This window comes from Patescibacteria group bacterium (assembly GCA_041665585.1).
Lineage (GTDB): Bacteria > Patescibacteriota > Gracilibacteria > JAHISY01 > JAHISY01 > JAHISY01.
Window position 1 is genome coordinate 38824 of record JBAYIN010000006.1, and the last position, 21195, is coordinate 60018.

19 protein-coding genes and 1 tRNA gene are annotated in these 21195 nt (G+C 50.4%); 15 read left to right on the forward strand and 5 right to left on the reverse strand.

The window, feature by feature from the left end; translation table 11 throughout:
• Positions 1 to 38: 38 nt before the first annotated feature.
• Positions 39 to 1358: a PKD domain-containing protein gene (locus WCV72_04460; protein ID MFA6458607.1), complete on the reverse strand. Its 1320-nt coding sequence runs from the start codon at positions 1356 to 1358 to the stop codon at positions 39 to 41.
• Between the two features lie 36 nt (positions 1359 to 1394).
• A complete protein-coding gene (locus WCV72_04465) occupies positions 1395 to 3104 on the reverse strand; it encodes a DUF4012 domain-containing protein (GenBank protein MFA6458608.1) in 1710 nt (569 codons plus the stop codon).
• Between the two features lie 282 nt (positions 3105 to 3386).
• Here WCV72_04465 and WCV72_04470 point away from each other — a divergent pair, with 282 nt between their 5' ends.
• Both WCV72_04470 and WCV72_04475 read left to right on the forward strand, forming a co-directional pair.
• On the forward strand, positions 3387 to 3758 hold the full coding sequence (locus WCV72_04470) for a RidA family protein (GenBank protein ID MFA6458609.1): 372 nt from the start codon (positions 3387 to 3389) through the stop codon (positions 3756 to 3758).
• Positions 3759 to 3877: 119 nt separating this feature from the next.
• Positions 3878 to 4420, forward strand: coding sequence for a M23 family metallopeptidase (locus WCV72_04475; protein MFA6458610.1), 543 nt, complete (start codon positions 3878 to 3880; stop codon positions 4418 to 4420).
• On the opposite strand, the gene WCV72_04480 is transcribed toward WCV72_04475, so the two are convergent.
• Both WCV72_04480 and WCV72_04485 read right to left on the reverse strand, forming a co-directional pair.
• Complete coding sequence (locus tag WCV72_04480) at positions 4417 to 5532, reverse strand: hypothetical protein (GenBank protein ID MFA6458611.1); 1116 nt, start codon at positions 5530 to 5532, stop codon at positions 4417 to 4419. The two genes, WCV72_04475 and WCV72_04480, sit on opposite strands and share 4 nt — an antisense overlap.
• Before the next feature lie 95 nt (positions 5533 to 5627).
• A complete protein-coding gene (locus tag WCV72_04485) occupies positions 5628 to 6098 on the reverse strand; it encodes a hypothetical protein (protein ID MFA6458612.1) in 471 nt (156 codons plus the stop codon).
• 78 nt (positions 6099 to 6176) lie between these two features.
• On the opposite strand from WCV72_04485, the gene purM reads away from it, so the two are divergent.
• The 7 genes from purM to WCV72_04520 all read left to right on the forward strand — a co-directional run bounded on the left by purM (position 6177) and on the right by WCV72_04520 (position 10948).
• Positions 6177 to 7220, forward strand: a complete 1044-nt coding sequence (purM, locus tag WCV72_04490; protein ID MFA6458613.1) for a phosphoribosylformylglycinamidine cyclo-ligase — start codon at positions 6177 to 6179, stop codon at positions 7218 to 7220.
• 17 nt (positions 7221 to 7237) lie between these two features.
• Positions 7238 to 7648, forward strand: coding sequence for a hypothetical protein (locus WCV72_04495; protein MFA6458614.1), 411 nt, complete (start codon positions 7238 to 7240; stop codon positions 7646 to 7648).
• A 116-nt stretch (positions 7649 to 7764) separates the two neighbouring features.
• A complete protein-coding gene (gene argH, locus WCV72_04500) occupies positions 7765 to 9153 on the forward strand; it encodes an argininosuccinate lyase (protein MFA6458615.1) in 1389 nt (462 codons plus the stop codon).
• Between the two features lie 45 nt (positions 9154 to 9198).
• Entirely contained in the window at positions 9199 to 9375 is a 177-nt protein-coding gene (gene lysW, locus WCV72_04505) for a lysine biosynthesis protein LysW (protein ID MFA6458616.1), read from the forward strand.
• Positions 9376 to 9381: 6 nt separating this feature from the next.
• Entirely contained in the window at positions 9382 to 9978 is a 597-nt protein-coding gene (locus WCV72_04510; protein MFA6458617.1) for an MBL fold metallo-hydrolase, read from the forward strand.
• Positions 9979 to 9987: 9 nt separating this feature from the next.
• Positions 9988 to 10638 carry a triose-phosphate isomerase gene (gene tpiA, locus WCV72_04515; protein ID MFA6458618.1) on the forward strand — a complete coding sequence of 217 codons (651 nt, stop codon included), beginning with the start codon at positions 9988 to 9990 and terminating at the stop codon, positions 10636 to 10638.
• Between the two features lie 10 nt (positions 10639 to 10648).
• Positions 10649 to 10948, forward strand: coding sequence for an HPF/RaiA family ribosome-associated protein (locus tag WCV72_04520; protein MFA6458619.1), 300 nt, complete (start codon positions 10649 to 10651; stop codon positions 10946 to 10948).
• Here the strand turns inward: WCV72_04520 and WCV72_04525 are convergent.
• On the reverse strand, positions 10945 to 11598 hold the full coding sequence (locus WCV72_04525; protein MFA6458620.1) for a hypothetical protein: 654 nt from the start codon (positions 11596 to 11598) through the stop codon (positions 10945 to 10947). The two genes, WCV72_04520 and WCV72_04525, sit on opposite strands and share 4 nt — an antisense overlap.
• Positions 11599 to 11761: 163 nt before the next feature.
• Between WCV72_04525 and infB the strand changes: the two genes are divergently transcribed.
• The 6 genes from infB (at position 11762) to WCV72_04555 (ending at position 21158) form a co-directional block, all read left to right on the forward strand.
• Positions 11762 to 14005: a translation initiation factor IF-2 gene (gene infB, locus WCV72_04530; GenBank protein ID MFA6458621.1), complete on the forward strand. Its 2244-nt coding sequence runs from the start codon at positions 11762 to 11764 to the stop codon at positions 14003 to 14005.
• Positions 14006 to 14075: 70 nt separating this feature from the next.
• Positions 14076 to 14152: transfer RNA gene (locus WCV72_04535), tRNA-Asp, on the forward strand.
• A gap of 632 nt (positions 14153 to 14784) precedes the next feature.
• Positions 14785 to 16497 carry a GspE/PulE family protein gene (locus WCV72_04540; protein ID MFA6458622.1) on the forward strand — a complete coding sequence of 571 codons (1713 nt, stop codon included), beginning with the start codon at positions 14785 to 14787 and terminating at the stop codon, positions 16495 to 16497.
• A gap of 5 nt (positions 16498 to 16502) precedes the next feature.
• Positions 16503 to 17102, forward strand: a complete 600-nt coding sequence (locus WCV72_04545; GenBank protein ID MFA6458623.1) for a hypothetical protein — start codon at positions 16503 to 16505, stop codon at positions 17100 to 17102.
• Positions 17095 to 18432, forward strand: a complete 1338-nt coding sequence (locus tag WCV72_04550; GenBank protein ID MFA6458624.1) for a hypothetical protein — start codon at positions 17095 to 17097, stop codon at positions 18430 to 18432. The genes WCV72_04545 and WCV72_04550 overlap by 8 nt, the downstream gene beginning before the upstream one ends.
• Complete coding sequence (locus WCV72_04555) at positions 18429 to 21158, forward strand: hypothetical protein (GenBank protein MFA6458625.1); 2730 nt, start codon at positions 18429 to 18431, stop codon at positions 21156 to 21158. Before WCV72_04550 ends, WCV72_04555 begins: the two co-directional genes overlap by 4 nt.
• The last annotated feature ends 37 nt before the right edge of the window (positions 21159 to 21195 follow it).

Below are 21195 nucleotides of genomic sequence, written 5' to 3' on the forward strand. Positions count from 1 at the left end.
TTTATTTCTCGCCATTTTAGCATTAAATGCTAGGAAAATCAACGCGGCTGCTTCTTGTGCTGGACGGTTTTCCAGAAGATGTAGAGGAAAATCAGCAGCAGCAGGATCATCAGCCAGAGCAAAATTTGCTCGAGCAGCGGTGAATTCTCGACTACGACGAGCGCAGTTTTCACGCGACTCTCACCCACATTGTCGGTGACTTTTAATTTCACGAGATACTCGCCGACTTTTTGGTAAATGTGCATCGCCTTAGGCGTATCGACAGTCGTGCCGTCACCGAAATCCCAAGCATAGGCGGTGATTTGTCCATCGGGATCCGTCGAAGTCGAGGCATCGAAAAAAACTTCTTCGCCGATAATCACAGTACGATCGCCTTCGGCGACGACCACCGGTCCTTGATTCGCGTCATCGGTGTCAGCATTGTCACCGAGTCCATCATGGTCGCTGTCGAGCCATTCGTTTGGGTCGTTAGGAAAAGCGTCTTCAGCGTCGGGATGTCCGTCGTTGTCGTCATCGCCATCGATGCTGTCATCCACGCCGTCTTTGTCAGCGTCCGAGCAGATTTTGGAGTCTTGCGGATTCGGATCGGAATTATCGCCGCAACCGTCACCGTCTGTATCGACACACTCCGCACTCATGAGCGGAAATTTGTCGAGCAAGTCATTGCATTGCTCGGCGCCATCGCCATCCGTGTCAGGATTGAGCGGATCCGTACCGAGAGTCAATTCAGCCGTGTCGGGCAAGCCCTCGCCGTCGTCATCGGCGTCAGCGTTGTTGCCAATCCCGTCCTTGTCCGTGTCCTCCCATTCCGTCGGATCAAGCGGAAAAACATCTTTCGCATCATTCACGCCATCACCATCCGTGTCATATTTCTTCGGATTTGTACCAGTCGAGTTTTCGGTGTCGTCATTTGAGCCGTCATTGTCGTCATCGACATCGACCGCATCGCCAGCGCCGTCACCATCAGTATCTGAATCGACAAAAAATGTTTTCTCGACATAATTATTGGAGCCATCATCCGTCGTCGTATCGCCCGGGAAAATTTGCGCCGCGATTTTGTGTGTCCCGGCCAGCGCCGTCCAATTGACGAAAACCTCATCCGGTACGCTCCCCGCCTTCACGCTCACCGGCTGGTCAGTCGCAATTTGTGCGCCATCAACAAAAAATTTAACTGTGCCAATCAAGTCGGCGGCACCGGAGTTATTGACGGTCGTATAGATTTTGACGACTTTGCCCTGAACCACGCCATTCGCCGGTTGGATCGTCAGCTCATCGCTCGTGACCGAGAGATCAGCGAAAGCCGGACTCACCAAAATAAGGAAGGTGGCAAGGCTGGTAAGAGTGCGAAAAATTTTCATTTGAATTTTTTAATTGTTAGCTGGATTTTAGCAAATTTAGAGCTTGCGCTCGGGGTCACAATTTTTCCCAGCCGCATCAATCCACTGCACGACGGTCACCTTTTGATCGTGCAAAACATTGCCGTGCAAATCGGCGACTCCGTCAAAATTCAAATCAAACCATTCGCGGCATTCCGGCGTCACACCCGAAATTTTGAGCTCGATATCTTGCGGCGGCATGAATTTGATTTTTTGAATTTGGATTTGGTCGGTATTTTTATTGCGAAAATTGAGGTCGCTGAGCGCGAAGGTTGCACTCGCGACGGAATCCGGGTCGAGCGGTTCATTGAAACGGAGGTCGATAATCTGGAGATTGCGCCCCGTGAATTCCTGCCACGCGAGTCGCGGCGGTCGTGTGTCAGGCAAAATTTTGAGCGCGAGAGTTTGGTCGGCGGCGAGCTCGGTCTCGAAGATGGCGAGATTTTCCCGCGCGTCGAAATCGTGCGATGCGAGCAAAAATCCCGGCGGCAGTTTGACCGTGACGCGCACATGATCCGCTGCGGAACCGGGCTGTTTGACGAGCCGCAAATTGTAAATTCCATTGGCGACGACACTCGGTGGCAGCTCGTAGGCAAGATTGATTTCGCGCGACTCGCCCGGATTCATTTCGACGATCTTGGTGAAAACATGGCGCGCGCCATCGTCGAAAATCTGGTCGAGCGTGCCGGAGATTTTCTGTGAACCAAGTGGAGTGAAGATGCGCCAGAGACTTTTGTAATAGCCGGAAATCGGCTCGGCGGCATCGCCGCGGTGCGCGAGCTCGATCTTGAGATTCGCGGTCGCGACCAAACCTTTTTCCGCATCTTCAGTGAAGATGACATCGTAAAAAATATCCCGCACGAGGTAGCGGCTCGATTTCATCCCGCCGAAATTACCTTCATTGATTGCGAGCAAATCGGAATTTTCCGCAGCCGGAAGCACACCACCCCAATTCTGCGCTTCGACAACTTTTTGGATCTTGGGATCAGAGAAATAAAAGAGCAGGTGCTTACTTTTCAGGCTTTCGAGCAAACTCGCGACGGCGATATGCGGATGGAAAATGGATTTTTTAATTAGGTTCTTGGCGACATCCGCGAGGAAATTTTTACGATTCTGCAGATCATCCGGATTGTGCAGATCGACATCTTGGATCTGATTTTCGAGCGCCGCGAAAAGTCCCGCCTCGCCGCCAATTTCCGGTGCCAAATTTTTGGCGAGATTTTGAAAAGCCGTGAAATCAATCGCAATCACGCCGTCGAAATCAGCGTCCGGATAACCGAGTTTATAAAGCCGGATTAGTTCTTTGGCAGCAGTCGGAAAATCCGGGTCGAGATTGCCGTCGCGAAAACCGTGCCCCGGATAGAAATCGCCCGCAAGTAAATCAGCGACCAGTGGATCCGGCGGGGTGGAATTTTTCTGAATTAATTTGTCATCGTAAACATTGCCAAATTCGAAGAACGGAATCCCCGCGCGAAACTTGAGCGTCGCGAATGAAGTGATGAATCCGCCCGACGGTCGCCGCTCGGCGTCATTTTGGAAAACGATGAGATAATTTTTCGCGAGCGGAAAACCCGTAATTCTCAGCATCCCGAGCTGCCCGATCTCGCCCGCTGCGATGCGAATCGCCAGGAAGATGACTGCCAAAATCGCGACAGCCGTAACCGCAACGAAACCCCAAACTCGCTTCTTGGGACGGCGAATCTTGGCGAGAATTTGCTGGAAAAACATTTCCCCAAAATTTTATCACGCCACCTTTTGCATTTTATATTGAAAATTGAATATTTAAAATTTTCTTTTGAAAATTAAAATTAGCGTAAACCATAAAACCACTATTTTTAAGCAACCCAATGACTCAGAGACTTAATGACTCAACAACCCTCCGAACCAAATGACCCATAACCATCCGAACCCATTGACCCATGACCCTCCGAACCAATAATCAATTACAAAATTTAAAAATTTGGGTACACTGGTCACGCAACTTATTTTCTATCTTTTATTTTTTTAATCATGAAAATCATCCAAACGGCAAACGCTGCCCCCGCCATCGGTCCCTACTCGCAAGCCATCGTCGCGGGAAATTTAATTTTCACGAGCGGACAAATCGCGCTCACGCCCGCCGGCGAATTTTTGGACGGCACAGTCGAAGAACAAGCGCGCCAAGCGCTGAAAAATTTGGGTGAGGTTTTGCAAGCGGCGAATTCGGATTTTTCCAAAGTCGTGAAAACCACTATTTTTCTGGCGGAAATGGACGATTTTGCAAAAGTGAATGCGATTTACGCAGAATTTTTTGGCGACGCGAAACCGGCGCGCTCGACCGTGGCCGTCGCGAAATTGCCGAAAAACGCGAAGATTGAGATTGAAGCCGTCGCGGAAATTTAAAAAACGCCGTGGCTAGATCCGATTTTTTATTTGTAAAAAATTAGAGCCAAACCCCGGCAAAAGACAATCACCAATTGATTTTGATCGAAGTAAATGTTAAAATACCGTGAAAAATAAATATGAAAATTCTTTCCCCTCTCGAAAATTCCGCCCGATTTTATTTGAACTGGATTCAAGTCCGACCGAAAATCACCCAAAAATTCGGTGCCGAGTTCAAGAAAAACGGCCATGATTTTTACCATTCGCTTGGACTGCGAGGTCACAATGGTCTCGATTTTTCAGCGAAAATCGGCACGCCGATTTTCGCCCCACTCGGCGGCACTGTGAAAATCGGTGACGACGGCGCGAAGGGTTACGGCAAATTTGTGAAAATTCGCAGCGCAACGCACAAGATGGAAATCATCGTCGCGCACCTGAGCGAGATCGCAGTCGAAAATAATTCCGAAGTCGCCGCGGGCGACCGACTCGGCGCGACGGGCAATTCGGGCGCTTCGACCGGACCGCACCTGCACCTCGGCTTGCGTTTCTTACTGGAAAAAAATGAGCCGGTTTTCGGCTGGACCGTGCAGAATTATGAAAATGGTTTCTTGGGTTATGTCGATCCGCTGGAATTTCTAGTGACCTGGAAAGGCGACTTCACTCGGTGTTCACTCGCTGATTAATCTTTGGCAAGCACGACGACCTCGCGTCCGACGACCTGATTTTTGCGAGCGTAAATGAGCTTCTCGGAATTTTGCATTTTCCAGCCGAATTCAGCGATTTTCGGCAGAATGGTTTGGGAGGAGAAAAATTTGGGCGCGCCATTTTCGAGATAGACCGGGAAGCAGATGGCGACACGACGGCAATCGAGCCAAGCGAAAAAATCAGAATACAACTTCTCCAGCTCAGCAAAAATTTTGTTGCGCATATTTTCGTCCGGCAGTGTTTTGCGCGGCGGCCCGAGGTAACCCTCGCTCGCGACGACGGCGAATTTTTTGAAACTTTTTTGGCGTGCATCGTGGAGAAAAAGATCACCGGTGAAATTAAATTCCGCCAGATTTTTAGTCGAAAATTCGAGCATGCGCGGATCGACATCGCTGCCGAGAATTTCGTGACCGAGCAAACCCGCCTCGACCAAAACTCCCCCGCTGCCACAAAACGGATCGTAAATTTTCAACTTCTCAGAATCGCGTGCCGCCAGATTCACGAGAATCTGCGCGAGCTTCGGTGGCAACATGCCGACTCGCGCGTCGCGGAATTTCTTTTCGTAATCGCGAAATTTGTAATTTTCGAAAGGCTGCACCGCCGTCAATTTCGCGAGCCACCAGTTTTTGCCCGACTGCGCGACCAAAATTTCCACGCCATCTTTTTTGAGAATTTCGAAAGTCGATTGTGCCGAAGTCAGATTCGCGAAATCTTTGTTGGCGAAACGAACAGAAATCCCCGCCTTTTGCAGCGATTTCTTCACGCCGACAAGTAGAGTCTTGAGCGTTTTATTTTCTTCAGGAAAGAGCGAAAGCGCGAAATTATGCTTGCCCGGCTGCTCGGCGAACTCACTGGCGAGGAATTCGGAAATCTGCGCGAGCGGAAAATCGAGCGAGTGCGCGAAAACTTCACCTGCTTTGACCGTGCCACCGATTTTTTTCAAATCAGGCAAATCGATATTTTCGAAAATCGCGAAAGCGTTTTCCCGGGCGCAGATTTTGGAATTCGGAAAACGGGCACGAATCTCCGCGAGCGAAATCGCCGGATGGCGACCGAGAATGACGAGCGTTTGCGGATTTTTGGAATTCATTTCGAGTGAACAGTTTGGAAATTTTAAACGATTTCGAGAAAAAAGGCGGGAAATAATCGCGCATTTTATTTAGAAAAAATGCAATAAGTTTTATTTTAAATATACTTTTCTCGCCGATTTCTTAGTTTCTGGACACTACGAATTTGATTTTCCTCCTTGTTGTGAACTATCCACAACAACCGATCTTTACCGTTTTCCTGTGACTCAATTTCTTCAGGAACATCATCCAATTTTATTTGTCCTGCTTGGAGCATCCCATTCACCATTCTTTTAAAATCATCGCATTCCAATTCCCACTCTTTTAATTTTTCAATCAATTCGCTCAAACCAGCAGTTCGATTAATTTTTTCAGTCTCGGCAATCGCTTTATTAAGCGCCGCCTGAACTTGAGCCAGCGCAGCGGAATTGCCGACCAAGCTCTCAATTTCTTTAATTGCTTTTTCGAGACCAGTTTTTTCGGCTTCAGGAGCAGCCAATTCTCCAAGCTTGTCCCTAAGCTTAGAATCTACTTCTGCAGGCAAAGCACTTTTTTTTTCTGACACTTCAGCGTTGTCTTGATCGTTCATTTAATTAAATTAATGATTATTTTTATTTTAACAAGTTTAAATAATTTTGTCAAATATATTATTTGCTAAAATCTCGTCGTGAAAAAAATTAAAAAGTACGCACTCGCGGGCGTGAATATCGAGGAAGGCGATGCCTCCTCGTCAATCGCGGGAAAATTCGCAGGCACGACTTTCGCCGGGCGGAAAAATAAAATTGGTGCACCAGTGAAATTACTCGGCGGCTTCGCGGGGATTTTGGATTTCGGAAAATACTATTTGGTGACTGGCGACGACGGTGTCGGGACGAAAATGGAGGTCGCCGAACGGCTTGGCAAATTCGATTCGCTCGGCGCGGATCTCGTCGCGATGGTCGCGGACGATGCCATCTGCCTCGGTGCCGAAGTCGTCTCGATGACGAACACGCTCGACGCCGCGAAACTGGATCGAAAAATTGTCGGCGAACTTTTGAAAGGCTTGGCGCATTTTTGCCTGGAACAGAAGATCGTCATCGCGGGCGGCGAACTCGCGGAAGTCGGCGACGCCGTGAATGGCATGGTCTGGAATGCGACCGCCATCGGCATCGTCGCGAAAAAGCGCGTCATCTTGGGCGACAAAATTAAAGTCGGCGATACAGTAATTGCGCTGCGCGAAAGTGGATTGCGCTCAAACGGCTTTTCGCTCGCACGCAAAATTTTGAAAGATAATTTTGGTAAAGATTGGCACAAAGCGAAACTCGGGGCAAAAACCTGGGGTGAAATTTTACTCACGCCGAGCGAGATTTATCACGCGGCAGTACTCGGACTCGTCGGGCGCTTCGGCGAAAAACGCCCAGTCGATGTGCGCGGAATTTGCCATGTCACGGGCGGCGGAATTCCGGGCAATTTGCCGCGCATTTTTAAAAATAAAAAATTAGGCGCGCGACTCAACAAGCTCTGGCCAATTCCAAAATTTGTCGCGGAATTAATTCGCCTCGGCAAAGTCGACCTCGAGGAGGCGCGCGAAGTCTGGAACCTCGGCAACGGCATGCTCATCGTCGTCGCGGCAAAAGATGCCGAAAAAACTTTGAAAATTTTGGCGAAGAATAAAATTGCCGCACGCGTCGCCGGCACGATTACGAATAGTGGGAAGATCGAGATTGTCTAGCTTTTAATTCCTTCACAATGTCCAAACTCCCCGCCCGCAATCGCTTCCTGGTCGCGCTCCCGCTCGGTCTCGCTTTCGGAGTTCTCTGTGCTTGGCTCGCTTCGCAAAAAGATCCCACAATTTTCGATGTGAAATCTTTTTCGTTTTGGACAATCGTGTGGAATCGCTTCTTGATCGGACTCGTCATCGGTTTCGCCGGCGCTTTCACTAGGCATCCGGTTTTTGGTTTTCGCTGCCCGGCCTTTTTGCGCGGCATCGTCCTCGGCGCAGTCGTCTCACTCGCGCTCGCCTTCGGTGCGCTGATTACCCCGATTGAAAATGCAGCGCAGATTTTTTGGCTGACGGTCGGCGTCGGCGCATTTTATGGACTCGTCATCGATCTCCTCGCGACCAAAGTCGGCGGCGAAGGCAAAAGCCTAGTTGCGTAAAATTGAATAAAAAAATAATTCAAACTAAAATTATTTTCCAAGATGAGTTGGCGAAATGACCAACTGACCAATGACCCTCCTGACCCTCCGAACCAATTAACCCTCCGAACCAAGCCATGAAACTCTGGCAAACAAAATCCTCGCAAAAACTCAATCCGTTCATCGAGATTTTCACGGTCGGACCAGATTTGATTTGGGACAAATATCTGCTGCCCTTCGATTGTCTCGCGTCGGCTGCTCACGCTTTCATGCTGCAAAAGCAGGGTTATTTGAAAGTCGGTGAATTTCAAAAAGTTAAAAAGGTTCTGCACGAAATTTATTCGAAAGCCCACGCGCGGCAATTTGAACTCAAAAATGTCGAAGACAGCCACTCCGCCATCGAGGGTTTGCTCACGCAAAAACTCGGCGAACTCGGTGGCAAGATTCACCTCGGACGCAGCCGCAATGACCAGTCCGCCACGACGATTCATCTTTTCGCGAAAGACGAGCTGCTCAAAATTCGCAAGGAGCTTCTCGCGTTAATCGAAATTTTGCAGTCGCTGGCGAAAAAATACGCCGAAACACCGATGCCGGGCTACACGCACACACGCCCAGCGATGGTCGCGACACTCGGACATTATTTCGCCGCCTTCGCCGAAACGCTCTCGGTGGATTATGTCAGCGTGCAAGCCGCCTTCGAGGCAATCGACCGCTGCCCGCTCGGCTCAGCTGCCGGCTACGGCACCTCGGTCGCGATTGACCGAAAATTGACGGCGAAATTACTCGGCTTCGAGGAGCTGCAAATCAACACACTCGCCGCGCAGCTCGGTCGCGGTCAGGTCGAGACGACGACACTCGGCGCACTGACGAATGTCGCGCTGACGCTCTCGCGTCTCGCGAATGATTTGATTTATTTTTCCACGCCCGAATTTGATTTCTTCGAATTGTCCGATGTCATCGCGACCGGCAGCTCGATCATGCCGCAGAAAAAAAATCCCGATCCGCTCGAGATCATCCGCGCAGCGGCAGGTATGCTCGTCGGCGCACACACGCAGACTGCGACCATCGTGAAAGGCCTACCCGCAGGCTATCAGCGCGATTTGCAGCTTTTGAAACAGCCCTTCGTCCAGGGCGTGAAGCTCTCGAAACACTCGCTCCAGGCTTTTCAGATCGTGCTGCAAAATCTGAAAGTGAATTCCAAAAAGCTCGAAAAGGCCGCAAGTGACACGCACCTCTTCGCAGCGGATCTCGCGAATGAATTAGTTTTGAAAAAAGGTCTGAGCTTCCGCGAAGCTTATCGCAAAGTGAAAGAGAGCTACACACACGCCGGCTGGCGCGGTGTAATCGAATTCGACGATGTCCCGCACTTCGATCCCGTGAAACAAATCCGCAGCAAAAAATCCGATGGTATGCCAGGCAATCTGCGGCTCGAGGTCGGGCGCAAATGGCTCGCAGCGGAATCACGAAAAATGGCAGCTGAAACGAAGAGGTTTGAAAATGCGCTCGCCAAGATTTGGCAACTGTGAAAAAATTTTTTAAACTCGCGCCAATTTTTAATTTAATTTTTCGAAATGCCTAAAACTGCCAAATGCCCGCAATGTGACGCGGATCTCAACATCACGGACGATGCCGAAGTCGGGGAAATTATCAGCTGCGACGAATGCGGCGCGGAACTCGAAGTGAAAGCACTCACGCCAAGCGTCGTCCTCGACGATGCGCCCGCCGTCAAAGAAGATTGGGGCGAATAATTTTTTGTGGAAATTCACAAAATTGAAACCGGATTTTTAGCCGAGAATTGCTGGCTTTTGGTGAATGCGCGAAATGAAGCCGTCGTCATCGACCCCGGCGACGCTGCCGCGGAAATTTTGGAAATGCTCGGCACAGCAAAATTAAAATTGATTTTGCTGACGCACTCGCACTCCGACCACCGCGGTGCGCTCGCGGAGCTAGTGAAAAAAACTGCTGCGCCAGTCGCGCTGCATTTCGCCGAAGCGGAAATTGTCGAACAGGGCGCGGCGAATCCGCCTGATTTTGGCGAGCAGTTTGAGAAAGTTCCGGTCGCACGGAAACTGCGCGGCGGAGAAATTTTGGATTTCGGCGAAGAAAGAATCGAAGCGCTTGCGACGCCCGGACACACAGCCGGCTCGGTTTGTTTTTTAATCAATGGCGAACTTTTTTCCGGCGACACGCTCTTTCGCGAGAATGTCGGGCGCACCGATCTGCCCGGCGGCAATGAAGATGAATTAAATGAAAGTCTCGCCAAACTGCTGAAATTAAAGCCTGAAACGCGCGTGCATCCCGGTCACGACGCGGACTGGACGATTGGCGAAGCGCGAAAATTTTTCGTGTAAAATCCCAGTGTGATTATTGTTAATTTCAAAACTTACGAGTCAGCGGTCGGTGAAAACGCCGTCGCCCTCGCGAAAATTCACGAGCTCATCGCCGCTGAGACCGGCGCACCGATCGCCGTCGCCGTGAATGCGCTCGATCTCGCGCGCGTCGTCGCGGCAGTCAAGATTCCAGTTTTCGCGCAGCACACCGACGCAGCTGGTTTCGGCAGCTTCACCGGATCAATCGTGCCTGAGCTTTTGCAGAAAATGGGCGTCACCGGAACTTTGCTAAATCATTCGGAAAAACGCGTCGTAGAAAAATTACCCGAGCTCGTCGCCGCCGCGAAAAAAGCCGGACTGCAAATCGTGATCTGCGCCGAAAACGACAGCGAAGCGGCTGAATTTGCCGAAAAATATGAGCCGGATTTTGTCGCGGTCGAACCGCCGGAATTGATTGGCGGTGAGATTTCCGTGACTTCGGCGAATCCACAAATCATCGAACATTCCGTCGCGAAAGTCGGCGCGATTCCCCTGCTCGTCGGCGCGGGCGTGAAAAACGGCACGGATGTCGCGACCGCCATCAAGCTCGGCGCAGCCGGTGTGCTGCTCGCGAGCGGCGTGACGCGAGCTGCCAACCCGGCGGAAGTTTTGCGCGACCTCGCGCGTGGCTTAATTTCTTAATCCTTAAAAAATGCAATTCACCAGCTGGAATCACGACGGCTACGAGCCGAGCGAGCAGGATCGCGAACTCATCATCGAAAAAATTTCCAAACTCGAAAGATTCGACGCGCGACTCGCCGACGAAAGCACGACCGTCCATGTGGAAATCGTCCGCGGCAAAAAACACGCCTCGCCGAATTTCGGGCTGCGCGTGCAAATCACGATTCCTGGTGGCGCACTCCGCGCGGAAGCCAGCGGGAAAACAGTCGCTGAAGCGACTGACGAAGTCGAGCGGAAATTGCGCGCTCAGGTCGAGAAAATGAAAGACTAATCCTGTCTTTTTGCACCAGACAGTAAACGCCCAACAAGCGAAAGTATTCTCGCGATTCTTCCACGAACTGGTTCGCGAGCTTCTTGGGCTTCCCTTTCTCCAAGCTTAGTTCTGATATTTTTAAAAAGCTGTCCCCATCTATCCAAATTAAAACCCTCTCCCATTTTTAAGTAAAAATTAGCTTGAGTAAGTTCGGGATCAAATTCCTGATCTAATCTAAAAAGAGCTTGCCACAAACTTCTGACCGCCCCATTAAAATCATCCGGATGCTCTATGCTAACTGCAAGACATTCTCGAACCTCATCAAAACGAAACTCAGCTTCACCAATCATACCTGGCAGTCTAAAGTCTGCCTGCATCTGCCTGAGATTCGCGGGAGGAATAAGTGGATTCTGTCGGGCTTCTTCTGAATTTAAATATTCCCAAACTCCAAAAATTACTTGCGGATACTTTCTGAGATCTTCCGCACAGAAAATTCTAGGCAAAACAAATTCCATCACCATGAATTCTGGTGGCACATTAAGATCAACCAAACTTTTGAGTTTGGCTTCTGGATCAAAGGGCATCATTTTCCCTTCGCCTCGACTCAGATTTTGCCGAGCCAAATCTCCCGTCAATGACGATTCGCCCATTGGTCCTCCTCGAAGCATAATTGAATGATTTTAAAAATCTTTTTTACTTTAAGATAAAAATTGCTTACTGTCAATGGCATGGTAAGAAAATTTTGAGACAAAAGGACGGACGCGCAAAACTATTTTAAATTCGCATTCTCGCGTATTTTCGGTAAAATCGGGTTCACATTTTTGGTCTTTTATGAGAATCTCTGATCTCGCTCGCAAACTCGGAATCAAGACAGAAGAACTTCGCCCGAAGCTCGCGGATTTTGGCGTGGCAGAAAAAGCTCTCGAAATCGACGCGCCCAAGGCGGAAGAGATTTTGAAAAATTGGGGACAGAAAAAAGAAGAGGACGATCAGAATCTGATGGGCATGGTCTTCGACGAGGAGCCCGAGGAAAATGCCGAACCCGAAAAAAAATCCGCTGCGAAAGAAGATGCAAAAAAAGAAGCGTCTACGGACGAGCCGAAAAAAGAAGGTGAAGTCAAAGCTGTCAACACCGACCAAGAAGCCGCCCGCGCACGCTGGGCGCGCGCGAAGAAAGCGAGCGAAAAATTGATTTCGCGCAAGGTCAAAAAAATGGAAAAGGACAAGGTGATGCGAATTTCACGCCAGCAGGAAAGACTGGAAGAAGCGATGTCCGACCCGAGCAAACAGACTGCGGCGGCGCACGGCGAAGTCAAAATCGGCGATGCGATTTCGGTGCGTGAGCTCGGCGAAAAAATGGGTGTCTCCCCTGTCCGCATCGTCGGTGAGCTTTTGAAAAATGGTGTGATGGCGAACCTGAATCAAATCATCGATTACGACACCGCCGCGATTGTGTGCGAAGCATTTCACTGTCATGTCGTACGCGACACCTCAGCCGTCAGTGGCAAAGAAATTTTGAAAGGCAACATCGCGAAACTGCTGGAAGACGAGCCGGAAAATCTAGTCGACCGCCCACCAATCGTCGCCGTCATGGGACATGTCGATCATGGCAAGACGACTTTGCTCGATGCGATCAGAAAAACGAATGTGGTGGGTGGCGAATCCGGCGGTATCACGCAGCACATCGGTGCCTACCAAGTGAAGATCAAAGACCGCAAAATTACTTTTCTCGACACGCCGGGTCACGAAGCCTTCACGACGATGCGCGCCCGCGGCGCGCGCGCGACTGACATCGCCATCATCGTCGTCGCGGCAGAAGAAGGCATCAAACCGCAAACGATCGAGGCGATCAATCACGCCCGCGCAGCAGAAGTACCGATCGTGGTCGCGATTACGAAAATCGACAAACCCGGCGCGAACATCGAAAAAGTCAAAGGCGAACTCGCCGAGCATGATTTGCAAGCGACGGACTGGGGCGGCAAAACTGAAATCGTGCCCGTCTCCGCGCTGACCGGCAAAGGCGTCGAAGACTTGCTCGAAATAATTTTGCTGACGAATGATGTCGATCCAGTGAAAGCAAATCCGAATCGCGATGCCGTCGGGACGGTCATCGAATCGCGCCTCGACAAATCGCTCGGTCCGGTCGCGACCGTGCTTGTAAATACCGGCACGCTGCATAACGGCGATAATTTCGTGATTGGTCCGGTCGTCGGCAAAATCAAAAAAATGTTCGACTGGAACCAGAAAACTGTGAAGTCCGCCGAGCCGGGCATGCCAGTCCTAATCGCTGGACTCTCGGATCTGCCACAAACCGGCGTCGGTGAAATCCTGCAAGTGCTTCAAGACGGCGAAACGGCGAAACGCAAAGCACTCGAAATGCAGAAAATTTTGGATGCGACCGCGCGCGAGAAATCCGGCGGCATGAGCCAAATCATCGGACGGATTAATTCCGGCAATTTGAAAGAACTCAAAATTGTTTTGAAGGCGGATGTCGAAGGTTCGCTCGAAGCGATTTCGGAAAACATCGCGAAGATCGGCAATGAGAATGTGAAGGCGAAAATCATTCACTCGGGCGTCGGCAATGTGAGCGAGACAGATGTCATCATGGCAGCTGCCGCGGATAATTTTTTGATTGCTTTCCATGTAGCGATTCCACCGGCCGCCGCGAAAATAGCCGACCGCGAGGGCGTGACGATTCGCCAGCACACAATCATTTACAAACTCCTCGAGGAAATCGAGAAAATGCTGAATGGCATGCTCGATCCGGAGGAAATCGAAACGACGCTCGGCGAGCTCGAAGTCCGCGGCATTTTCTTCACGAAAGGCAAAGAGCAAACCATCGGCGGCATGGTGAAATCCGGCAAATTGGTGAATGGCGCGAAAGTCCGCATTTTCCGCGAAGGTAAATTGATTGAAGAAAGTCGCATCTCGAGCCTCAAGCGTGAAAAAGAAAATGCCCACGAAGTGAAGGCTGGTTTCGAATGCGGCTTGAAATTGTCTCTCACAAAAACGAAAGTCATGGAAGGAGACACGATCGAAGCCTGGACAATTGAAAAAAAGGAAAGGAAACTCTAAAATCACGCCACTCTCACGCGGGAGTAGTCCGCCACGGCGGACGCCGCCCGCAAAAAGTACAAACTCCTACGCGGGAGTAGCTCAGCTGGTTAGAGCGCCGCCCTGTCACGGCGGAGGTCGCGGGTTCAAGTCCCGTCTCTCGCGCCACAAAAATAGGTTCATCCGCCGAAGGCGGGTGGTTCTATTTTTTGATGCGAAGACTGGCGCGAACCCGCTCACACAAAACTTGAATCAAAAAATAATCTCGCCGGGGCGTCCCGCAAGCAGATTTTGAATTTCGCCAAACTTCGAGCCAGCTTCAAGTCCCGTCTCTCGCGCCACTTTCATCTGAAACGAAAGTGGTTTTTCAGAATGGATTGGAGCTACACGCAAGTTTGGATTTGTAATCCGAACCGTAGTTCAAGTTACAAACTTGAACTTGCGAGGGTTCTGAAACTCCCCCTTTGGCAAAGGGGGATGTCCCGCCACTAGGTGGCCCCCTCGGGGCCGCAGCGGGACAGGGGGATTTTTTGCACAGCCTTCCGCAAGTTCAATTAACCCACTACTTTGCACCGACGCGATTTTAGAAAATCCACTCAACAACTCAAAGACTCAACGACCCTCCGAACTAATGACCCATGACCCATGACCAATGACCAATGACCATCCAAACCCAGTGACCGGGGTTAAAAACGAGACAGATAAAAATTAAAAACTCAGGATAGATAAAATTCGGGAAAGATTGACTTGATTTTTCTGACGACTTTTGCTAAAATAGCCTGAAAAAATTACAAAAATAAATGCCAATTAGTAAAACTCTTCTCGCTAAAAAAACTCCGGCAAGAGCTTTCGATTCTACTGAAATCAGCGCGGTAGATGCGCTGCGGGAGATAAATCGCGGCTTCGCCGAACAAAAAACTCGGACCACCGCTCACTCGCAGAAATCCGCCTATGTCGATATTTTGAGCACGGCAATCAACGCTGATTTGCTCTCGAAAATCGATGCTGACGAAGCGACTGCAGCTCTAGCGTTACCTTTCTTACAGGTTGGCAAGAAATTACGCGTCGCGGTCGTCGATCCGCAAAATCCGGCAACGAAAAAATATCTCGCCAAATTAGAAAGTGCCGGCTGGCAAGTTTTTATCGGATTCGCGAGTCGCGAAGGCTTACTCATAAAAATTGAAGAAATTCGCGCACTCCAGCCGCGCCGTCCGAAAGAATTCAGCAACACGGACGCTGAGTCCGACCTGAAAAATTACGAGGAAGAATTGCACGCGCTCGCTGAGCTAGCGCGTACCGCCGACACCGTACCCGCGAAGGAAATCTTGAACCAAATTTTTGTCGGCGCAATTCGCACCGGTGCCAGCGATATTCACATCCAACCGGAAGATCAGAAAATCGAGCTGCGTTTTCGCATCGACGGCATTTTGCAAAAAGTGCTTGAATTCGAACGCGACAAAGGCGATGACATTTTGAATCAGCTGAAATTCGAAGCGAAACTGCGACTGAATGTCGCGGACCTGCCGCAAGACGGACGAATGAGCTTCCTCGTCAGCGACCGCAAAATCGATGTGCGCGTCGCGACGCTCCCGACGGAATTTGGTGAAAGTATCGTCTGCCGAATTCTCGACAGTGGTAGAAAAGTGAAAACGCTCGAGCAGCTTGGCTTCGGAAATATCACGCTCGCGAATTTGCAAAGTGTGCCCGCCATGCGCGAAGGCATGTTGCTCATCACCGGTCCGACCGGCTCAGGCAAAACGACGACGCTTTACACCGTGCTTGCCGATTTGAATGACTCCGAGCGCAAAATTGTCACGCTCGAAAATCCGATTGAATACCATCTCAAAAATGTTGTTCAAAGCCAAATCAATGAACGCGTGCATTATGGTTTTGCGGAAGGACTCCGCGCGCTGCTACGCCAAGATCCGAATGTTTTGATGGTCGGAGAAATCCGTGACGGCGAGACCGCCGAAACAGCGACACAAGCCGCGATGACCGGACACATTTTGCTTTCGACACTCCACGCCAATTCGGCGATTGAGACAATCCCGCGCTTGCTTGACCTCGGGATCAAACCATTTGTCCTAGTCGCAAGTCTGCGCGTCGTCGTCGCCCAGCGCCTGCTGCGCCGTGTCTGCAAAAAATGCGCGCGGCGGACTTCGCCCGACGCAAAAATGCTTGCGCGGCTCACGCCTCTATTTGAGGAAATCAAACGCACGAATTCGCAGGCAGTTAGTTCTGAGCTGCCGGAATTCTTATGGGAAGCGAAAGGCTGCCCGGTCTGTGGCGGCAGCGGCTATCACGGTCAAATCGCCATCGCGGAAAGTTTTCAGGTGGACGAACCAATGCGGGAATTAATTTTGGCAAATGCCTCCGCCATTGAACTTGCCGACTATGTCCGTAAAAAACAAAACATGCTTTCCCTTACAGAAGACGGATTGCTCAAAGTTATTGCGGGTGAAACCACGCTCGGCGAAGTCGCACGCGTAACTGGCTTAAATTTAGCTAATTAAAAATCATGTCAAAAATTTTAAAAATCGGCGTCGCTTGCGCACTCACCTGCGTGCTCACGAATGCAGCACTCGCAACTGAATTCGACCCAATCACTGACATCACGGATAGCAATGCCTTGCTTGGTCTCGATCTACCAACCAGCTTTGACGAAGACTTGAATGCACTCACGATTCCTGAGCCAGTCGAGGTTGCCGAGCCAACACCGGTGATTGAGACAAATGATCCAGTCGATTATTTTCCGGTAGAGACAACCACGCCAACCGCTCTGCTGACCACAATCGGCAGCGGCGGTGCACTCGGTGTCGAGGACGAAGAACCTGCACCAACAAAGACTCTAGTCACTCCGCACAAGCAGATTGCAAATCAACTTCTCGCAACACCGACTCCCAGCTCATTTTCAAACAGTGAAATGCTGAGTGCGGTCTCCGGAAGCATGATCTCGGGAAACATAATGTCTTCAAGCACCGTCCACAACTACGGTCTGCACAGCTCCGCGACGAAATCCCAGCTCGCCGAGACCGGACCAGCCGAGACACTCGCGTTCGCATGCGGTGCCGCCATCGGCCTCGCAATTTTCATTCGTAGAAAACTACACCATGCTTAAAAAAATCCAACAGTTCGCCACCGAACAAGCCGAGAGAATCATCGGAGACCCGGCGCACGCCAGTCGTGCCGTCCTCGCCAGCGTTTTGGTACTCGGAATTTTTTCACTCACGCTCAATCTCAGCTCGGAAATCATGCCGGAACTTTTTGGCGCGCGTTTGATCGAGTCCCCGACCGAAGAAGATCTCGCCGCGACTGCCGCAGCACAGGCTGCGGCGAATTCCAATATAGTCGCACGAGCGCAAGCCTGCTCCGACACGCGCAAAAACAAAAACTATGACACTTTGATAAATAATTTTGAAAAAAGTCTGTCGGGCATTTTGCCTGGTGCGGGCGACCTCATCGCCAGCTATCCCGCAGTCGTGAGCGAACGCAAGAATCAGATTGCCTTGGAAGTGCTGAAGAAGTACGCGAATTTGAAATATTGTGTTCCGGAAGAAAGTTTCGAGATGCTTTATCTCACAGATTATGCCGACATCTCGAAATTCCTAAGTGCTTACATCCAAGTGCGTCTCAGTGAAGACGATTCCACGACCTACCCACTCGGCGCACTCAATCGCGCACCGACGATGAAATCGACAGATGAAAACAGCCTCGCAGAGAAAGACCTGCGCCTGACGGAACAGCAAATCATCGATACCATCGATCAGGCGATTGATTTCGCGACGAAGCTCGACAAACAGACTGGCGAGACGGCCAAGCAGCTCGCGACTGTGACTGCCAACCGTGTCGCGATGAGTACGAATACAGCGCTCCAAACTCTCGCCGATATCGGCAATCAAACAAACAACATTGGTGCCGCTCAGGCAGGACTACTCTCCAATCTGTTGGAAGTTGCCATTACCGATGAAACAGTGCCAATGCCAGTTACTTTGGGCGGATCGTATGTAAGGGTGCCAAGCATGGCGATGATCAAAAAAATGATGGGCATCGTGAAAGGTCAAGATGCGGTTTATTCATCCAATGTCGCGTCAGACTTACCCGGACTACCTCCGGTCGGCAGCAAAATCGCCGGCGAGATCAGTCGCTTGATGAATACGGGTGAAATTTCCTACGGACTTTTCAATTTATTCAAAGTCGCCGATCGTCCAGTCGTCGCCGAACGCCTCGGTGCCGCGATGACACTTTACGCTGGTGCCAAGCTTGGTCTGGACCCAGCTACTCCGGGCAGTGAAGACCAGATCGCCACCGCCGCAAGTACCTTCGCCATATTTTTAATCGCTCAAACCGACGCAGTTGGAGAGCAATTTTGTTATGCGATTGATCCTGAGCAAGAATCTAAACCTTGCTTCGGCTTCAATCCAGAGACGCCACTATCTAAAAACCCATGAACAAAAAGAAAGATTTTCTCGTCATCTCCATCCTGGCAGTTTATTTCAGCCTCATCGGCGCGCAAATAATCTGGCAGCACGGCGAGCGGCTCACCAGCTCGGTCCTATCGGCCGATGTAGCCGACGCAGGAGCTACGCCAGAGGAACAACAACCGGCAGCCGCCACGGCAAACGCCGATAGGCAGGCCAAAGAGAATACCGCTGCAAAAGACCAAGCGCGCGCAGCTCAAGCTGAGATGCAGACCGCGAGCCAGGTTGACAGCGCGAAAGAAGCCGAGCTGCAAAAAAACGCCAACAAAATCGCGCTCTACCAACAAAATCCCTCTGCTCTCGTGAATAAACCCGCGCTGCCGCCGACCTTCATGAAACCAATTCTCGAGGCTGAAAAGGCAAAAAAAATCGCAGATACGCTCTCGCTAGCGCAACAGCAAAATACTGCTGCGACCGCGCGCAAAAAGAATGAAGTCGCTTTGATGCAAAAACAAGTGGAGTATTCCCAAAACAACAGTGTGCCGGTTTCTCCACAATTAACCAATAAGATTGAGACAACCAAATCAAGCGCCTACGAAGACTGCGTCGCCAAGGCAACTGCTTTGTTCGATCGAGATGCTGCGCAAAAAGCTGCGACTGAACAAGCGGCCGGGGCAGCGCCTGTCGGCATCACGACAACCATTGACCCAGAGACAAAACTCGAGACTGAGAGTGTGGACACTGAGACTCCAATAACAGAATTAACCGAAGAACAAAAAGCTCAGCTCGCTATCGACAAAACTGCCCAAGCCGAGGCAGAAGAGCAAGCGCGCCAGCAAGCAATTGCTGACCAGTGTGGCTCGCTGAATAAAACTCAGCGTTCGGGGGACATGGATGCGAGTGCCGCCCTAGCAGCTTTAAGCAGCTTGGGTACATCAATCGATAACTCTGCCGCTAAGCAAAAAATAGCATCTGAGGCGGCTGTAGCGACGGCGGCCGGAGCTGTCGACACGATCCAGAATGATGCTGCTGCTGCCAAACTAGCCGCGGCGAAACAAGCGGTCGGCGCGCAGAAAAAATCCGATGCCGATTCCGCCAAGACCGAAGATCCTAAAATCCCTGTAGTCGCCATCGGCATGAGTAATCTAAAAGCCGATGGTACTACCCACATTTTCGATTATTACGAAACCGATGAAAACGGAGAGCCACAAATCGCTGATGTCATCCCGATTTATCCGGATAAATATGACGACTCACTGAGCGACCAGAACGCGAAGTACCTCGTCCCGTATTGGAATTACAACACGAATGTCACCACGGCAGGAGATTCGGGATTGACTGTCTATGGAGGAACTGCTGCTGACGGAACAGCTGTTGTTAATCCAAGCAAAAACACTGTAGGAAAAATTGACAGCGGAACAGGGGCTGGTACAGGAATTATTAGTGGTGATGGTGATGGTGATGGGGATGGTGATGGGGATGGTGATGGGGATGGTGGCACTATTGAAGAACAAATAGCAGCAGCCAAATCAATAACAAAAACTGGAACTACCGCAGGCGGAACAGCAGTCACCCTAAGTGTTGCGGGTATCACCACCGTCGATGCTGGTATCGTTCATGGTCTATATCAAGCAACATGTAAAAATAGTATAAACAGCACAACTGAAACAGGCGGCAAAAAAACTTCACCGGAAGCAACTGCCAATGACTGCCTAGATAAACTTGCCACGACATTGGGACTCAGCGGAGTAAGTAATGGTGGATCTAGCGGAGAGATTGACACCGATAATGTCACGACAGCCAAATCAATAACAAAAACTGGGACTGCTGCAAACGGAACAGCAGTCACGCTAAGTATTACAGATATCACTACCAACAAGGACGGACTTGTTAGTCGGTATCAGGCAACATGCGAAAACAGCCTAAACGGCACGACTACAACGGGAACCGAAAAGCTTTCACCAGGAGAAGCGGCCGATGTCTGCCTATCCGCGCTTGCCGGCACATTAGGACTCACCGAGGTAAGCAACAGTAGTGGCAGTGGTGACAACAGTAACAGTGCTAACTTTGACGGTTCCAAGGTTTACACCGATCCTCAGATAGCCATAATGCGAGCAACGGTCTATAGCGAACGACTCAGTCTAAATTTCTCTTATGAGTACACCACCGCCATGTCGAAAACGGAAACCCTATATGCCCCGAATGGAGAAAGGGTCACACTAAAAATTGAAGGTGTTTATGACAATGGTTGTGGTGGCTGGCATGCAAACTGCTTAAATGACTTTAACGCTAGGAAAGCAACAGGCGAGACTGGGGATTATCCGTTCGACACGGCCATCGACTGCCTAGCCAACCTCGCCGCAGACCTAATAAAAAATGACGGCATGACTACCACTCCTCCTAATGGCCCTGTGTGCGCTTGCGCTGCCGGAGCGTCAAACAACTCGTCCCGAATAATCAGTGGTGTCTCTTGCACGATAACCCGCACATGCAAGTCTGATTGCAGCGGATACAATGAACCCGATCCTTGTGTTGCAGCAGTTTCTAGCGCTCTAGGCGCAGAAGACGAGCTTTATTCACCAGCCTCAGGCGGATCATACGCAACGCTCAGTCTGAGTATCGACAGTATTTCGGATAGCCTCGTGACATGTAGTGGTGGTGGCACGACGATGACGAGATATTCAGCTAGCGGCTGCATATCTAGCCTTAAAAGCTACATAGTGAATCAAGGAGTTTGGTCAACATCAATACCGTAATAAAACTTATTTAAAAAAATATTTCAAACTTCAACTT

Bases quoted from the DNA above. Each gene is read 5' to 3' on its own strand.
- WCV72_04460 (MFA6458607.1), bottom strand. From the start codon at position 1,358: ATGAAAATTTTTCGCACTCTTACCAGCCTTGCCACCTTCCTTATTTTG.
- WCV72_04465 (MFA6458608.1), bottom strand. From the start codon at position 3,104: ATGTTTTTCCAGCAAATTCTCGCCAAGATTCGCCGTCCCAAGAAGCGA.
- WCV72_04470 (MFA6458609.1), top strand. From the start codon at position 3,387: ATGAAAATCATCCAAACGGCAAACGCTGCCCCCGCCATCGGTCCCTAC.
- WCV72_04475 (MFA6458610.1), top strand. From the start codon at position 3,878: ATGAAAATTCTTTCCCCTCTCGAAAATTCCGCCCGATTTTATTTGAAC.
- WCV72_04480 (MFA6458611.1), bottom strand. From the start codon at position 5,532: ATGAATTCCAAAAATCCGCAAACGCTCGTCATTCTCGGTCGCCATCCG.
- WCV72_04485 (MFA6458612.1), bottom strand. From the start codon at position 6,098: ATGAACGATCAAGACAACGCTGAAGTGTCAGAAAAAAAAAGTGCTTTG.
- WCV72_04495 (MFA6458614.1), top strand. From the start codon at position 7,238: ATGTCCAAACTCCCCGCCCGCAATCGCTTCCTGGTCGCGCTCCCGCTC.
- argH (MFA6458615.1), top strand. From the start codon at position 7,765: ATGAAACTCTGGCAAACAAAATCCTCGCAAAAACTCAATCCGTTCATC.
- lysW (MFA6458616.1), top strand. From the start codon at position 9,199: ATGCCTAAAACTGCCAAATGCCCGCAATGTGACGCGGATCTCAACATC.
- WCV72_04520 (MFA6458619.1), top strand. From the start codon at position 10,649: ATGCAATTCACCAGCTGGAATCACGACGGCTACGAGCCGAGCGAGCAG.
- WCV72_04525 (MFA6458620.1), bottom strand. From the start codon at position 11,598: ATGCTTCGAGGAGGACCAATGGGCGAATCGTCATTGACGGGAGATTTG.
- infB (MFA6458621.1), top strand. From the start codon at position 11,762: ATGAGAATCTCTGATCTCGCTCGCAAACTCGGAATCAAGACAGAAGAA.
- WCV72_04540 (MFA6458622.1), top strand. From the start codon at position 14,785: ATGCCAATTAGTAAAACTCTTCTCGCTAAAAAAACTCCGGCAAGAGCT.
- WCV72_04545 (MFA6458623.1), top strand. From the start codon at position 16,503: ATGTCAAAAATTTTAAAAATCGGCGTCGCTTGCGCACTCACCTGCGTG.
- WCV72_04550 (MFA6458624.1), top strand. From the start codon at position 17,095: ATGCTTAAAAAAATCCAACAGTTCGCCACCGAACAAGCCGAGAGAATC.
- WCV72_04555 (MFA6458625.1), top strand. From the start codon at position 18,429: ATGAACAAAAAGAAAGATTTTCTCGTCATCTCCATCCTGGCAGTTTAT.